Consider the following 16,472-nt stretch of genomic DNA (forward strand, 5'->3'; position numbering starts at 1 on the left):
TCGTGTTACAATGTCACAGTAGTGGCGTATCTTTGGAGAAGGGGAACGCGATATGCAAGACAAGGCGGATTTTGCCGATGTACTTAATCGGTTTATGACCCGCGATGGACGTAATGCGAGCCAACTTTCCCAGCAGATAGGCGAGCAGTTTGGCCGTTATCAGAGAATTCCCCGGGAAACGCTTTATCGCTGGGCCAGCGGTTATGTCAAACGCCCCCGTAACTGCTGGGATATTGTTCGCCTGGCGGTGGTGCTGCGCCTATCGCGGGGGGAGGCGGATGCTTTGCTGCTGGCGGCGGAACATTGTTCCCTGGAGGCGTTGCGTGAACAGGCGCAAACAGAGGCGGAAGCGGAACTACTAGGATACTGGCCGGATGAGGAACTGCTTGCGCCGGCGCAGCCTGCCGTGGTGGAATGGGATTTGCGGGAAATGCCGGCACTTTCCATCCCCCCTCATGCCCCTTTGCCAACCGGCTCACGCCTGCTACTGACTCCCAATCCCCTGTTTGTCGGACGTACCGATGCGCTGCGTGACCTGGCTCAAACCCTGAAACATCATCGAACCGTCGCCCTAACCGGCCTGGGCGGCATCGGCAAAACGCAACTGGCGGTTGAGTTCGCGCACCGGTATGGTCGCTACTTCCCCGGCGGCATCTTCTGGCTTTCATTTGCCGACGCGGCCGCCGTGCCGGCACAAGTTGCCATTTGCGGTGGTCTACATGGCCTCAATTTGTCCCCTGACTTTGATGATTTGCCCGTAGACAGACAGGTGGACCTGGTGCAACGGGCATGGCGTGAGCCATCCCCGCGCCTGCTCATCTTCGATAATTGTGAAGAGGAGGCATTGCTTGCCCGCTGGCGACCGGCGCACGGGGGATGCCGGGTCTTGATCACCAGTCGGCGCGCGCGCTGGGACCTGGCGCTTGATGTCGTCGCGTTGCCGTTAGAGGTGTTCCCGCGCCACGAGAGCGTCAGCCTGCTGCGCCGGTTTTGTGCCGATATGGACCTGACGGAAGCCGCCGAAATCGCCGCCGAACTGGGGGACCTGCCGTTGGCGCTGCATCTTGCCGGCAATTTTCTCGACCGATACCAGTTCGACTTAACGCCGCTTGCTTACCTGGAGCAATTACGCGCCCTGCGGGAATATTTCCTGAAACATCCCTCGTTACAGGGATGGGGGGCCGGCTATTCACCCACCGGGCACGAAACCCACGTAGGCCTCACCCTCTCAATTAGCACCAATCGACTCGACCCGAACGACGATGTTGATGCCCTGGCTCAATCTTTATTAGCGCGCGCTGCCTGCTTTGCCCCCAATGAACCGATTCCCAGCCATTTGTTGCGGGCCGCGCTGACCCAAGCGGGACGGAACCCATCAGCCGCCAACCCACTGCTTGTCGCAGACGCCTTGTCTCGCCTCCTGGCGCTGGGACTCATCCAGGAAAGCGGCGATAGAACCTATGTCCACCTGCATCGGCTGTTAGCCGCCTTTGTCAACATGCTGGTCTCCGATTCCGCGGCGATCCCTGACGCTACGGCGCGAAGTGATGTCGAAGCAGCCGTTTTGCGGGAAGCGCAGCGCCTCAACAAAAGGCGCAATCCGGGACCACTACGCATGTGGGATATTCATCTGTACCATTTGACCGGGATTGCTTTGTCGCGCCAGGACGCGCGAGCGGCGGACTTGTGTCACGCTTTGGCGGTGTATCTACAACTAAGTGGGAAATACGCCGAGGCCCAATCCTATTTTGAGCAGGCGCTGGTTATTCGACGCCGCGTCTTGGGGGGCGCGCATCCTGATACCGCCAGTGCGCTTCACTGCCTGGGCGCCCTGTTTGGCGACATGAACAAACCAGACGAAGCGCAAAATTGCCTGGAACAGGCGTTATTGATACGCGAACAGGTGGCGGAACCGGATTTCCTGGAGATAGCCGAGAGTCTGAGCGTGTTGGGGAACGTGTTGTTGGCTGCCGGCAAACTGCCGCGGGCGCAACCATGCCTGGAACGCGCCCTCGCCCTGTACAAACAACATCTGGGAGCGGATCATGCGCAAACGGCCATTAGTTATGGACAGCTTGGCGCGTTGTATCAGGCGAAGGGGGATTTGTCGGCGGCTCGCTTCTATGCACGGCAGGCCCAGGCGATCCGTGAACGCCTGTTCGATACGGACTTTCCGCGAACGGCGACCAGTCTCGTCAATTTAGGGGTCTTGTTTCAGGATATGGGGAACCTGGCGGACGCCGCGCCCATGCTGCAGGAAGCCCTGTCGATCTTTGAACTCAAACTGGGGCCGGCGCATCCGCATATTGCCGTCATCCTGAGCCAGTTAGGCCGGGTGGCTCAGGCAGCGGGGGACACGGCCCAGGCCCGGACATACCTGGAGCGCGCCCTGGTTGTTCAAGATATGGCTTTGGGACCTGACCATCCGGAGACGGCAGCGCTGCGGGTTGAGCTAAACGCGCTGCTGTCGGGGAATTCAGACGACGGGCATCGGGGCGCCCTGTAATGAGTCCGATGTCGCCGCCAGCGGCGCGGCCTATCCAAACCTGTTGGCGGATGCGCCCTTAGGGTTCGCGTAAAATTGCCTTGGGATTATGCGGTAAGTAAGAACCCTTTCAGCGCATCCGTCCATTCCTATCGTGTTAACGGCTGCGCCCTTATGGCCGTTGTCCGGCCAGAAGCAGGTCCATGTCCCAGGTACACAGCTTGCCGTCCCAAGAAGACGAAAACAAGGAATGTCCATCGGGGCCAAACAAGACATTGGTGATTGTGTTTGTGTGTGCGTCAATGCGAGCCAGTTCCTCCCCTGTTTGCAGGTCCCACAGGCTCACCAGACTCTCGCCGGGCGACACGCTCAGATTTCCGGAGCCAGAAGCCGCGTACCGTCCGTCCGGGCTGATGGCAACACTGTTCACGCTGGAGGCATGAACAGTCATTTGCAGCGTTGCCTGGCCCGAAGCCACGTCCCACAGGACAAGCTGGCCATCCCCGTCACCCTCACGGAATGAGGATGTGGAGAGCAGATAGCGTCCATCTAGACTGACGGCCAGACTTTCTATCCAGCCGGTCCCGCCGTTTTCCTCGATGGCAAAGTGACGGACGATCTCGTTTGTTTCCCAGGCCCACATGACCACCTCCCCTTCCGTGTCACCCCAAAAGAGGCTATGACTATCGGCGCTGAAGGTCACGCTTTCGATGCGATTATCATGTTTCAAGCTCTGGCGCACCTGCCCAAAATGCTCCAGCGATAAATCCCAGACAAGAAGCAACCCGTCAATAAACGCCGCCGCCGCCACCCGACCATCCGGGCTGATGGCTAACTGAGTGATATAGCCCGTAGGCTCCGTCCCATCTATTCCCAGGTAAGCGATGACCGTGCCGTCGGCGCGAGACCACAAGATTGGCCTCTTCTCATAAAAGGCGGCGGAGAGAACGTAATTGCCATCGGGCGAAATCGCCATGGTGTGTACCCGTTCCACATGCCCGCTAAATCGCATTACCTCACCGCGCGTCGTCAAGTCCCAAACGAGGATATCGTTTATTGTCGTTGAAGGATCGTCCATGTTGGCGACGCCGGAACCGGCCAGCGCATACTTGCCATCCGGCGTGATCGCCAGGCCCCAGATGCCACCAATGGGAAGGGAAAGGCAATCCAGGGGCATAGCCGGTTCCAGGCGCAAGGTGTATTCCCCTTCGGATTGGTCTCGGTAGCCGCGGACTTCAATCGTGTACTGGCCCGTTGCCGGCAGGAGGACGTTATCCAACAGTGAATCGCTGATCGTACCGTTAAGCCTGTCATCATTTTCCGCCAGCAGCGTGCCGTCAGGGGCGTAGACTCGCAGCCGCGTGTCCAGCAGGCTGCTATCTGGCTGTTGGTTCTGAGCGACGAAGTCGTTCACAGGATGGTCCGCGATAGCGCTGATTTTTATTTGTTCGTCTACTTCTCCTTGATAGGCCCAGTTTTGGCCGCCGCCGGGTGGGAGTTGGCCGCGATGGTCGGTGTTTGGCGTGAGGATGCCGGCATACGCCGGTGTCATCGTAGGCGTCGGCGGCGGCCCGGCCGGTGGTTCCGCGGCCACACTCGTGACCGCGAGCGCGCGCGCCACGGGTGTCTGTGGCATCGTCGTTATCATCGGCGCCAGGGATGGCGCTACCGAATCCGCGCCACATGCAGGCGCGACGTGATAAATATCTCGATCGGGGCAGCTTAGTTGCACGATATAACGATTGGCATAAACCCATTGCAGCAAATCATCCCAGGTATAATCCAATCGCCACACGATCAGCCCTTCACCCCAGGCGCTGGACAAAGCCATTTGCCCATCTGAGCGGACATCAATTTCCCCGGCGTTAATCCCGTACGCGGCAAATTGGCGTATTTTGGCGCCGCTTATCAAGTCCCAAATGAAGACCGTGCTTGTATTCATACTGACAATAGCATAACGACCGTCGGGGCTGAAACTAACGCCGGCCACCTGTCCAGGTTGTTGGAGGTGCTTCAACTCCCTCCCGGTCCCTAAATCCCACCAGCGAACAGAGCCATCTCTACTGCCGGATAGCGCTGTCTTCCCATCGGGACTGATTCTTGCCCCGATGATTTCTGCCGCATGTCCTGAAAATTGCTGCTGTATGTCTCCCGTTGCCACATCCCATAGCAGCATCGTGAGGTTGGCCGACGTAAGCGCCTGGCGGCCATCCGGGGTGAAATTCACGCTGCGCACGAAACCTCGCTGCGAACCGAACCGTCGCAACAGTTGGCCCGTGTCCAGATCCCATACAATGACTACCTCATCGGCACCGCCGGAAAGAGCCGTTCGTCCATCGGGGCTAAAGGTTACGCTGATCACGGGCGCGGCGTGTCCCTCCAGTCGATGTATCGCCTGACCGTTAGCCAGGTCCCACAAAATAACCGTCTTATCCGAAGACGCGGATAGACCAAAGCGACCATCCGGACTGACGGCTACCCCCCAAACTGGACCTTGATGCGGTACCCCGTTCCCCAGGTAAACGGGAGCGCCGGGATTGTCGAGATGCCACAAACGGACGGTGCCGTCGTAATGACCGGAAAGAATCGATTGCCCATCGGGCGTGAAGCGGGCGACGCTATAACCGGTCAGGTCAGGAACATAGGCGTCGTCCCCTGTCAAACGAATGAGTTCCGCCCCGCTGCGGAGTTGCCACAGGCGTAGTGTGTTGTCTACGGAGCCGGTCAAGGCCAGTCGGCCATCCGGGCTAAAGGCAACGGCCAGTACTGCTTGCGTGTGACCGCTGAGGCGTTCGATCTCCGTACTGGTTTCTACGTCCCATAACCGGACCGTGTTATCCGCGGAACTGGACAGAATGGTGCGACCATCCGGGCTAAAGGACACACTCCATATATCTGACGTATGCCCGCGAAATTCCTGTCGCCGTTGGCCTGTCTGCAAATCCCACAACCATAGATCGAAATGAGGTAAAGAGGCTCCCGTCAGGGCAGATCGGCCGTCCGGGCTGAAGGCCACGCTCTGGATTGCGCCTTCATACCCGGCAATGATGCGCAATGCTTTGCCGGTTTCCGTATCCCACCAGATCAGGCGCAGGTCTTGCGACCCAGACAGAATCGTCTGACCGTCCGGGCTGAAGGCGATGCCATGGATCGCCCCGGTGTGACGAAGGAAACGGCGCACGGCTGTTCCCGTTGCCACGTCCCAAAGAATCATGCTGCCGTCTTCGGAGCCGGACAAAATGGTGTGGCCGTTTGGGTGGTATGCCACGCTCCAGATGGCCCCGCTATGCCCATCACCGGACTGACCGAAATGCCGCACGATTTCCCCACTGCTCAGGTCCCAGAGAATGAGCGTGGCGTCTCGGGAACCGGAAAGCGCCAGGGAGCCATCCGGGCTGAAAGCGACGCTCTGGACCACATCGGTGTGCCCTTTGGCGCTGTCGGTTCCATTGACTTCTCCGAACTGCCTTAGCTCCTTGCCTGTACTCAGGTCCCAGAGCCGGAGCGTGTGATCATCCGCGCCGGACAGCGCCAAGCGACTATCCGGGCTGATAGCCACGCTTTGGACGCCGGAAAAAGAAGTGCGGGCGTACTGCTGTGTCGTCATGGCGGGGACAGGAATGTGCCCTTCCATCACCAGCCGTGTTCCGCCACGTGTATAAGCGGCCTCAGACAGGGCCAGTTGTGATTCAACGGGTGGGTCATCCAGACGATTGGCTTCTAGCGCCAGGGTGAGGGCGAGATCGGTTCGGTCTTCTAGTAGCAGGGCTTGTGAGTTGGCGGCCAGGGCGAAACTTTGGGCCACGGCCGCGCTGCGCTCCGCTTGTCTTTGTTGGATGCCGGCATAAGAGGCCAGCAAGAGAGCGCCCAATGTTGTGATAAACATGACGATAACGAGTACCCACAAAACATGGCGCGAACGTCTTTTTAACGCCGATTCGCGGGCGCGGCGGGCACTCTCGACCGCTTCCCGCGCCGCCTGCGCCGCCAGGCTGGCCTGTAGAAAATCCATTTCACTGTGTGTCAACACCAGGTCAGACGATTGTACCCAGTCTTGAAAGTGGGACAGGCGCGCGCCTCGCAGCAAGAAGTCGGCATCTTTGTCGGCGCGCTCCCACTCCAGTGCCGCTGCTTCCAGCATCCGCTGCCGGCGCACATCTTCCCGGCTGTCATCAAGCCACTGCCGCACCTGTTGCCACTGCTTGATCAGCGCTTCGTGTGCTATTTCCATAATGGGCGCCCGGGTTGCCGGGTCCCGGTCGAATGAGAGCAGTCGATGCCGGCCAAAAAGCTCAATCACGGCTTCCGTGATTAGTGGATCACCTTCTAGCTCCAGGAGTTCAGCGCGTGGCACGCGCCGGCGGGTGTCTTCGATACCTTCACCGAGAGTGATCAGGCGCAAGAACAATTGGCGGGTCACCGTTTGCGCGTCTTTGCCCAGGCCATCGTACAGTTCATCCGCGCGCCGGGTCAATGCGCCAGCGACGCCGCCAATGGTTTGATAGGCCGCGCTGGTCAACAGGTGATCCTGACGGTGTTCGAACAGCTCCGTGAGTGCATATTGCAGCAACGGCAACGTGCCGCGCTGCTCCCTGACGTCGGCGATGATCGTGGTGACCAATGTCGGCTCCAGGGTCAATCCCACACGCTCGGCCGGGCCGCAAATGGCGCGCTGCAATTCCTCCGCGCTCATGGGCAGGATAATTTCTGTACCCTGACGCATCAATTCGCCAAATCCGGGGTCAAGGAGGGGGCGATCATAGAAGTCTGCACGCAACGTGATCACCAGGCGCAGACGACTGTTTGGTTCTTCCAGGGCCAGCCGCAGGCTGTTCAAGAAACGGGTCGGTGATTCCGTGGTCTTGGGTAGTATGAACAGCTCTTCAAACTGGTCAATGACCAGCAGCAGTTCCCCCTCGTCCGGTGGTAGCACCCGTTTGATGGCCCGCAGCAAGCCGCGTTCATCTTGCTGTAGTTGTTCGATAAGGCTGGGTGGGGGATTGACCGACAGGCGAAGCAGCGCGGCCTCTAACTCTTCCCAGGGATAGGGGCCGGGGGAGATGACGGCGATAAACCAGTTCTGTGAACCGGGCACCATACCCTGGCGTAGGCGGGGAATGAGACCGGCGCGGATGACGCTGGATTTGCCGCTGCCACTTGGGCCGACAAGTGCCAGAAATCGTTGTGGTAGGGTTGATGGTGATAGGATACCAGGTGCGGAGGGAAGAGGCAGCGGTGCGGCAACGGGTTGAACAGGCTTTGCGGGGGAGGAGTGTGCCGGCATTTTCCCTGTTTGTAGACGTGTCAGCAGACGCTGCACCAATGCCTCGCGGCCAAAGAAATCAACCGTATCCGCTTCTTGAAACGGGCGCAATCCTTTATAAGGGTTTTGCGGTTCTGGCGGCGTCAGGATCGCCTTTTCCTGGACGTCGATGACCGGAAACCGGGTTGAACCAGTCGTCGCCGACTGCTCGTTGGCCAGTGCCCGGTCGACCGCCTGGTAGAAGGCCGTCAGAAAGGCGTCGGTATTGGCAAAACGAGCTACCGGGTTCTTGGCCGTAGCCTGCGACACAATCTCGTCTATCGCGGTGGGCAGTTCCGGACGTTGCCGGCATATTGCCGGCAAGGGCGTGTTCAACTGTTTTAATACCAGTCCTGCTTCTGGCGTGTTGAGGAACGGGTGGACACCCACGAGCATTTCGTAAAGCACAATTCCCAGGTTGTAGATGTCGCTCTGGGGTGTAACCGGCTCATTTCTGATCTGTTCCGGAGAGGAATAATAAAGCGTCCCGATGATGCCTTCGCGCGTCGCCGGCGTGGCGGTGTCGAACAGTTTGGCGATGCCGAAGTCGGACAGATAGGCGTTTCCGTCTTCGTCCAGCAGGATGTTGCCCGGTTTCAGGTCCCGATGGATGACGTTTTGGCGGTGGGCGAAGGCCAGCGCCGAACAGACTTGCCGCAGCAGCAGGGCCGTTTTGGACAGCGACCAGGGGCCTTCTTGACGTAGTTTTTCGTGCAGGTTGCCGCCGGATAACCAGCGCATGACGAGATAGGCGTGGCCTGGTTCGCGCCAGTAGTCGTAGAGGGGGACGATGTGGGGGTGTTCGAGGCGGGCGATCATCTGCGCTTCTATTTCAAAGCGGCGGATGAATTCAGGGTTATTGGCAAATGCCGGCAAGATTACCTTGACAGCCACATCGCGCCACACGCCCGGTTGAAAAGCGCGATAGACCTCGCCAAACCCTCCCGCGCCAACCCGCTCCCGGATCTCGTATCCACCAACCGTAAAGCCTGTCAAGTCAGCCATAAAACGCGCCAGCAGTTCATAAACAAGAGCCCTGTGTCTCATTATACTATAAGCTCATTTTTCTCACCTGTCAGGTGGCATTTGTCATTCCTGCCCACCCCAACGAACCGGGATATGTCGAAAATGATCGCCGCCTCCCGTTTCTTTTTGACGAAACGCGCCCCCCGAAGTAGACTTAACGATCCGTCCCACTCACCGCCCAAGGCCAATCCAGAAAAATAATGATCCAGAAGAGGCGTGATTTTTTGGATTGGCTCGAGGCTTTTTCGGCACGCAATAGGATTGCGTAAATACTGAAAAAGCCTGAGTCAAAAACGAACAGTTGGATAATCCAGCACGCATAAAGGAGTCCCCCATAAACGAGGCGCGCTATGGAAGAAGATAATCAGGATCGCGCGGATTCTTCATTTTATCCGCATTTTCCGTGTTTTTCCGTGACGACTAACGCGCTCTGGAGATTGGACCAATTGCAGTCGAAGGCCGTTGGTTTCGACATGCTCAACCAACCTTGCCCCACTATGAACACATTACCGAACCTTAAGGAGCGGCAATTGAATAAGATGACGAAGTCATTTCCTCACCGCTTCTTCAAACTGGCGATGCAATGCCCATCTTATTTCATCGCCAGTCCTAAAGGTGTTTTACGAACATAGGTGTTTTCGAAGGAGACGTTATGGACATCATCGGCATGGATTTTGGCACGACCAATTCTGGCATGGCTGTCTTTGACGGCCAGGCCGTACATGTTTTACCACTTGACCCGGTCAACAACAACCCCCGCGTTGCCCGCACCGCCCTCTATATCACCAACGAACAGCAAATAACGACTGGGCGCGCCGCCATAAACGAGTATTTCGAGCGCAACATGGGGCGTGCCAGTAAATTGCAGCGTGTGTGGGTGGGCGAGATCGAAGTACGCGGCGGCGACATGTACTACGTGGATGATTTATACATCTGGATGGACGTCCTCTCCCCCGGACGGTTGTTTCTCTCCATGAAAACAGGGCTACGCGACATCCACTACACCGGAACCATTGTTGGTCCCCACTTTTACACGCTGGAAGACCTCATCTCCCTGTATCTATATGTTACCCGCTTGCGCGCGGAGAAGCTGCTGGGGCGGCCTTTGCGCCAGGTTGTATTGGGGCGGCCCGTTCACTTCTCTCTGGAACCGCAGCAGGATGCCCTGGCGCAGGATCGGCTGCTGACCGCTGCTTTTCGCGCCGGCTACGACCGGGTCTACCTGCAATATGAGCCTGTCGCCGCCGCCTACAGTTACGCTGCGCAGTTGGATGCCCCGCAGACCGCCCTTGTGTTCGACTTTGGCGGCGGCACACTGGACATCACCGTGATGCGCCTGGGCGGCAGCGAAAAACCGCGCGTGTTGGCAACAGGCGGTATCCCCATCGCCGGCGATGTGTTTGACCAGCGGCTCTCCCGCGCGCGGCTGCCGCGCCACTTTGGCGAGCGCAGCCTCTACGGTCCGCGCCACAAGCCCATGCCCGTGCCCGCCTGGATTTATGATGTTTTTTCCGACTGGCAGGAGATGATCGTGCTGCAACGTCCCGAAAATCGCCAGATTATCGAAACGATTCTGCAAACCTCGCGCAATCCCGGCGAAATCCAGGCGTTATTGAGTCTGGTCAATGGCAACTATGGTCTGCGTATGTTTGACGAAGTGGAAAAGACCAAGCGCACGCTCTCGGAAAAGATCGGAGCCATGATCCGCCTGCAAGGGGACGACTTCAACGTATTTGAACTGGTCACGCGCAGCGATTTCGAGGAAATCATTCGCCGCGAAATTCTGGCGATTGAACAACATCTGGACAGCACGATTGCGGCTTCTGGGCTGCGACCGGAACAGATTGATGCCGTAATACGCACGGGTGGGTCGGCGGAGATCCCCGTTTTTCAGCGGATGCTGGGGCGGAAGTTGGGTGCGGACAAGCTGCGTCACATTGACACCTTCAGCAGCGTGACGGCGGGCCTGGGCATCGTGGCCCATCATCTGGAGCAGGGGGAGATTGACCTGCGCGCCTACACGTCGGCGGATGTGGGCGCGGTGGGTACGGATGCGGCGGAGTCGCGCGTGCCGGAAGTAAATGTGCGCCTGCTACAGCGCCGTCTACAGGCGCAAGAACTGGGGGCGGGCGTCGCTGATTCGGGGACGGAACAGGCACTGGTGCTGTTGGGCGGCGAAGGGCTGGTGCAGGCTTTTCCCTGGTCGCCGCCAGAGGCGTCCGTGCCGCTGGCGCAGATTGGTTGGAAGGCCTGGCTGCCACCACGGGCTGCCAGTTTGCTGCCGCTGGATGCGCCGCTGTTGGCGGTGACGAACCGGTATCGCTTTTTGTTAACGACGGCGCGGCAGTTGTTGGATTTGCAGGCGCTGGACCTGACCATGCGTGATCTGTACTATTTTGTGAAGGATGAGACGGTTTGCGGGGTGGCGGATTGGGGGCGCATGAAGGAGTCGCCGCTGCTGTTGATTGTGACTTCGCTGGGCGTGGCGCGGGGGTATGAGATGAGTGTGCTGGCGGGGAGTATTGAGGGGCCTGTGCCGTTGCAGTTTGATGATCCGCCGGCGGGCCTGCCTACGTTTGTGATGGGGGCGGGGCGGGATGAGGATTTGTTGGTGGTGACGGATACGGGGCGGGCGACGCGGTTGCCGCTGCCGCTGCTGCCGAATGTGGGGGGACTGGTGTTTAATCGTTTGCCGGAGGAGTTGTTGGTGGGTGCTGTATGTGTGCGCGGGGATGAGAAGGTGTTGCTGGCGACGGCGGAGGGGTATGGGCGGCGGTTGGTGGGGGAGAGTGTGCCGGCATCTACCCGCCTCAAAACCCGTGGCAAGAGCATCATCTCGCGCAAAGAAGTACGTGGATTGGTGCGCCTGTCGGCATCAGAGGAAGCCTGGCTGCTGACCACGGAGCGCCTGGTGCGCGTGACCGCCGCGACGCTGCCGCTGGCAGATTCCACGCGCAGTTATCGCCTGGCGCAACTACGTCCGGGGGAAGTAGGGGTAGGGTTGGTGCGTTGGGGATAAGAGGGGTCAAGATTCGTGGTGGGGAGGGAGAATGCCGGCATCCAGCGCCCCCACCCCATACCTGACCTTCCGCCGCCCCTGCCACACCGTCACCCCCCCGCTCCCCAAAACCTCGTACCGCGCCCCATCCTGCACCAGGCACGTATTCCCCTCAATCCCCACCAGCGCCAGCTTCCGCCCTGCCAGCAGGCGGATCGGTTGCAGCATCGCTTCCGGTATTTCTTCAAAATGAGGCACAATCGTCGCCCCGCGCAAGAACCCAAACCCGCTCTTCCAACCGGGAAAGCCGAAAAACTTCTCCCCCATAATCATCGCCCCCGCGCTGCACCCGGCCACCACGCCTCCCTCGGCCAGCACCGTTTCGATTGCCGCCCAGGCCGGGCTGCCCGCCAGCGTCTGGTACAAGTAATCCGGCTTGCCTCCGGACAGGTAGACGAAGTTGGCCTGCCGAATCCGCTCCGCCAGCGCCGCGTCATGCGCGCTGGCCCGATCAACCACCGCCACGGCTTCCGTCGCCGCCCCCAGGCGTGTGAAATGCTCTACGCCCAACGCCGACCAATAGTTGATCCGCTCCGCCCCCTCCGTGCCCGCCGCCGTGGGCAGGCAAACCACGCGCGCCGGTCCATCCAGCCGCGCCAGCAGCGCCCGGTCCACTGCCTCCATCGCCGGCAAATACTCGCCACTGCCCACCAGCGCCAACATGCTTATTCTTCCTCCTGCGTCGGCGTAAATGCCGGCAGCGTGAAACATCCATCCTCGTTCGGCGTAAAAGGGAGTGCTGTCAGGACTGTAGATGCCGGCAGTGGTCCATAGATGTGTGGAAAATCCACGCCAGCGCCATACAAATCCTCATACACGACGGGGGCATCCACCCGCGCCGCGTCAATCACCAGCAGCACCAACCCCGCCTGCCCACGATACAGATTGTTCGCCACGCCCACCACCTGCGCCGCCGTGGAGCAATGAATAAACCCGTCGCTGCCGAACGCGGCAGGCCAATACACCCCCTGCCGCCGCGCCGCATCCCACCGCGCCGCTTCCGTAATGTGATAAATCAAACCCATAAGCATTCACCAGCGCGCGTCGCCAGCCGCGCCGCGCAAATAAAAAAGCCGCCCACCCCGCAGGCAGGGGTAACACCACAGAATAGCGTGGATAAATGATTGAGAGCCTCGCTAAGCGCGGTACAATTCTTGTATTGAGCAAAAAAACGTACCCGCTCGCTTAGGAAGGCTCTCATGGAACTCAAGTTTATGACAGAACCCGCTTTGAATCCAGCCCTGATGACTTGTCCTCATTGCGGCGAAGAAAAACGCATCTGGATTCATTCGCAAAAAGAGCGTCGTTTTCGCTGCGCCACTTGTGAGTGTACCTTTACGGAGACACGCGGCACGCCGCTGTATGGTCGCCACTATCCCACCTGGGTTTTTGTGCTGGTGGTGACGCTGCTGGCAGGCGGTTGTCCCCTACCGGCTATTGTCTTTGCCTTTGGCCTGGACGAGCGCACGGTGCAGGCATGGCAGATGAAAGCAGGTCAACATGCGCGGCAAGTCCAGGCGGAGCGGGTGTGCGCGGGCAGGCTGGAATTGGGACAGGTGCAAGGGGATAAACTGTACCTGAAAACGCAGCATGGCGCTGCCTGGATGGCGACGGCGATGTGCGTTTTCTCGCGTCTGTTTCTCTGGGGCGAGGTGAGTGTGGAGCGGAGTACCTCCCTGATAGAGCGGGTGGTGGCACGGGTACGGGACGCGGCCAAACCGGACACCCCCATTCTTTGGGTGACGGATGGCTTCAGTGCCTGGGTCAAAGCGGTGCGCCGCATCTTCCGTCGTCCCCACTACACCGGCAAACCGGGACACCCCCCGCTGCGCCTGTGGCCGCAAGTCCATTTGGTGCAAGTGGTCAAACACAAAGTCGGTCGCCGCCTGGTATCCATCGAACGCCGCCTTTGTTTGGGTCATTGGGTGGCGGCCCAGGAGATTCTTTGCTGGTCGCAAACACAACTGGGCGTTTTCAACACCGCCTACATCGAACGACTGAATGCGACCTTCCGTACCTGGATACCGGCGCTGACCCGTCGTTCCCGCATGCCATCCCGTCATCGGCTCCATTTGGAGGCGGCGATGTTCTGGACGGGGTGTGTGTACAATTTCTGTCGTGTCCATGCGACTTTGGAAGGAACACCAGCCATGGCGGCTGGCTTGACGGAGGAGGTTTGGTCCGTGCGCGAACTGCTTTTTTGCTTCGCTATTCGACCCGAACTACTCCACGCTAATTTGTAATCCTACCCAGAGTTGCCGGCTGTCACTTCTTCGGGGATAGTCAGGCCGTGGGTATCCGCATATTCATTTATGATGACGCGGACGGCCTGGCTACACTTCAGGTTGTATAGCTCCTGAACCTGCCTCACGATCTCCCATTCACGCGGGAACAGTGAAAGGGTTTTTCGCTGTACTTGGCTCATAATCTTCTCCGTCAATTTGACTGGACAAACAATCAGGCATTGCGAACATCATAATAACCCAATAGTATTACGATTGTCAATGCAATTTGATGAAATGTCTATATTATTAAACGATTCACTTGGTACAGTAAGCAAATGGATGATTTCGTGAAGTGGCTAAACGCACAAACAGAACGCCGCTCATGGTCAAACAATGAGCTTGGGCGTCGTGCGGGTGTTTCACGCTCCACGATCTCTTTGGTTCTAACTGGGCAACAATCGCCCACGTGGGAGTTTTGCTATAGGATGGCTCAGGCTCTCAAGGAACCACCGGAGAAGGTTTTCCGGCTGGCTGGGCTGTTGCCGCCCGCGCCCCCGGAACGCGATCCGCTTATTCAGGAACTTTTGGAGATTGCCAGAAAACTAGACGCTACTGATAGAGACGAGTTATTAGCATATGCCAGACTACGCTATCAGCGGGCGCAGGAGAAAGGCTAGAGGGGAAACCATACTCAGGAAGGGGGAATTTATGATGTTGAAGAAAGCCCATGCAGGTTTGGGTGTCTTGTTGCTTATTGTGTTCTGGTTCCTGATCCATCCGTCCAGTCAGAAACCAATAACAACGCTCTTGCGTCCGCCGACGGCTTTGGCGTCTACAGAGCAATCGTTTCTGGAAAATGAAGCCGGCATTACGGCCTATGCTCAATTACCCATCCAAATTGAGTTCTTCTACATTCGCGGACTATTTCACACCATCGAATATGAGACCGCCGATTATCTGATTGGCTCGTTAGACATTCCCCAATACGGCGTTCTCGATGCTCCTCACATTTATGTGCATCAAAGCGGCTGGGTTGTTGCCTATTACCTGAATACAGAGCCAGCCAGTAAAGCCCTGGATTGGAAAAACTACACTCCAGGCGAAGATATTGCCACGAAGTTGCAAATTGCCATTGAAACGGTTGCGGATGCCCTTCAGACTGTCGCGCCGACGATTGACTATTATGACTTTCGCTATCCCGATGCCACGCACTTAATGGTCATCATGGAAAGTGCGGACACGGATGGCAACGGGAGCAATCCATATCAGATAAACCTGCCACAATCGTACACCTACTACGAGTACAGTTGGCTGCTTGGAACGTTCTTGAGTTGGTACACAAGCGGCTCGCTGCACTTAGATGGGCAACAAATCGCCCGTCAAGAGGTTGGATATGGCGATCCAGCCCCAGCTAATAGCTTTGGCTATTATTCTGCCGCGCAGATGGCTCCAAATGTCTTTCACACAATCACGGTAGAGGCTGTTGGCGCAACATTTTCCGCCTACGCCGTTGGGGGACTGGCGTTGGTGTATCAGGAGAACCCATGAAACAGCGGCAATGGATAGCACTCCTGGCCTTTGCGCTCGTTACGGTTGCTATAGCCAACCCAACAGGAATTGTGGTTCAGGATGCGGATAGCGTTAGCACAATGCCGACCACTGGGAATTTACCTGCTTTGGCAATCGATCCCAGGATCATACTGGAAACAGCCGAAGGCAAAACGGAACTGCATTTACAATCCTTGCCATTGACTTTGAACGCTGCGCCCAGGCATATACTCATTGACGCCGATGCCAACGAGATGCGCGACTTGACAGCCCCGCAAAGGTTGCCTGGCGATTTACCGGCGCATGTCCACTTCTCAGCAAGCTATTTGCCATTTGTGAAACGTTAGAGGGGTAGGAGGGGAAAAGAGGGGTATTCTTTTGTTAATGTACAGATACCGATTGTTGTTGGGGCCGCGTGCCACGGCGACCACATGGGCGAGATTATACCCAGGCTGCCCTAACCGGCAACCCGTAGAATAAATCAACGACCTTTTTGACGGTAACTCATGAAGTTATTGAACGAGGCTCTTTATTAGAAGTGGGAACCAACCATGATTGAATCGCCGGAATCTATTCCTCCATCTGTCCTTAACCTGATTAACGTTGTTTCGCGTCGCAGGGGGCACCAAAGAATCCAACCTATCACCCCTGAAATTGAACAAAGTTTACAAGACCTTTCTGATGATGAAATAGCCTCATTGGTAGGAGCGATCGTTTTGTATATGCGGAGGTTGCCCGGATACAATAAGGTTCTACCTGACAATGATAAGTCATGGGCTGCGCGAGAATTGGCTGCCCATGCCGGCCCAAGAGTAATACCTTACATAT

General features: G+C 57.8%; 11 protein-coding genes. 7 read left to right on the top strand and 4 right to left on the bottom strand.

Annotated elements, in window-relative coordinates:
• Nucleotides 1-52 precede the first annotated feature (52 nt).
• A complete protein-coding gene (locus H6650_15870) occupies nucleotides 53-2,506 on the top strand; it encodes a tetratricopeptide repeat protein (GenBank protein MCB8953485.1) in 2,454 nt (817 codons plus the stop codon).
• Nucleotides 2,507-2,657: 151 nt separating this feature from the next.
• On the opposite strand, the gene H6650_15875 is transcribed toward H6650_15870, so the two are convergent.
• On the bottom strand, nucleotides 2,658-8,792 hold the full coding sequence (locus tag H6650_15875; protein ID MCB8953486.1) for a protein kinase: 6,135 nt from the start codon (nucleotides 8,790-8,792) through the stop codon (nucleotides 2,658-2,660).
• A 371-nt stretch (nucleotides 8,793-9,163) separates the two neighbouring features.
• Between H6650_15875 and H6650_15880 the strand changes: the two genes are divergently transcribed.
• Both H6650_15880 and H6650_15885 read left to right on the top strand, forming a co-directional pair.
• Nucleotides 9,164-9,445 (top strand): hypothetical protein, encoded by a 282-nt coding sequence (locus tag H6650_15880; GenBank protein ID MCB8953487.1) that lies wholly within the window; start codon nucleotides 9,164-9,166, stop codon nucleotides 9,443-9,445.
• A gap of 20 nt (nucleotides 9,446-9,465) precedes the next feature.
• Nucleotides 9,466-11,832 carry an Hsp70 family protein gene (locus tag H6650_15885; protein MCB8953488.1) on the top strand — a complete coding sequence of 789 codons (2,367 nt, stop codon included), beginning with the start codon at nucleotides 9,466-9,468 and terminating at the stop codon, nucleotides 11,830-11,832.
• A 6-nt stretch (nucleotides 11,833-11,838) separates the two neighbouring features.
• Here the strand turns inward: H6650_15885 and H6650_15890 are convergent, their stop codons facing one another.
• Nucleotides 11,839-12,582 carry a Type 1 glutamine amidotransferase-like domain-containing protein gene (locus H6650_15890; GenBank protein MCB8953489.1) on the bottom strand — a complete coding sequence of 248 codons (744 nt, stop codon included), beginning with the start codon at nucleotides 12,580-12,582 and terminating at the stop codon, nucleotides 11,839-11,841.
• Nucleotides 12,537-12,896: a DUF952 domain-containing protein gene (locus H6650_15895; GenBank protein ID MCB8953490.1), complete on the bottom strand. Its 360-nt coding sequence runs from the start codon at nucleotides 12,894-12,896 to the stop codon at nucleotides 12,537-12,539. Before H6650_15895 ends, H6650_15890 begins: the two co-directional genes overlap by 46 nt.
• 333 nt (nucleotides 12,897-13,229) lie before the next feature.
• On the opposite strand from H6650_15895, the gene H6650_15900 reads away from it, so the two are divergent.
• The gene (locus H6650_15900; GenBank protein ID MCB8953491.1) at nucleotides 13,230-14,114 is read left to right on the top strand and encodes a hypothetical protein; all 885 of its coding nucleotides are present in this window, start codon (nucleotides 13,230-13,232) and stop codon (nucleotides 14,112-14,114) included.
• A 2-nt stretch (nucleotides 14,115-14,116) separates the two neighbouring features.
• Here the strand turns inward: H6650_15900 and H6650_15905 are convergent, their stop codons facing one another.
• Nucleotides 14,117-14,296 carry a hypothetical protein gene (locus H6650_15905; GenBank protein MCB8953492.1) on the bottom strand — a complete coding sequence of 60 codons (180 nt, stop codon included), beginning with the start codon at nucleotides 14,294-14,296 and terminating at the stop codon, nucleotides 14,117-14,119.
• A 135-nt stretch (nucleotides 14,297-14,431) separates the two neighbouring features.
• Between H6650_15905 and H6650_15910 the strand changes: the two genes are divergently transcribed.
• Genes H6650_15910 through H6650_15920 form a run of 3 tightly spaced genes read left to right on the top strand, consistent with a single transcriptional unit; the run spans nucleotide 14,432 to nucleotide 15,991 of the window.
• A complete protein-coding gene (locus H6650_15910) occupies nucleotides 14,432-14,773 on the top strand; it encodes a helix-turn-helix domain-containing protein (protein ID MCB8953493.1) in 342 nt (113 codons plus the stop codon).
• Between the two features lie 31 nt (nucleotides 14,774-14,804).
• Nucleotides 14,805-15,644 carry a hypothetical protein gene (locus tag H6650_15915; protein MCB8953494.1) on the top strand — a complete coding sequence of 280 codons (840 nt, stop codon included), beginning with the start codon at nucleotides 14,805-14,807 and terminating at the stop codon, nucleotides 15,642-15,644.
• Nucleotides 15,641-15,991, top strand: coding sequence for a hypothetical protein (locus H6650_15920; GenBank protein MCB8953495.1), 351 nt, complete (start codon nucleotides 15,641-15,643; stop codon nucleotides 15,989-15,991). The genes H6650_15915 and H6650_15920 overlap by 4 nt, the downstream gene beginning before the upstream one ends.
• Nucleotides 15,992-16,472 lie beyond the last annotated feature (481 nt).

It is taken from the genome of Ardenticatenales bacterium (genome assembly GCA_020634515.1).
Taxonomy (GTDB): Bacteria; Chloroflexota; Anaerolineae; order Promineifilales; family Promineifilaceae; genus JAGVTM01.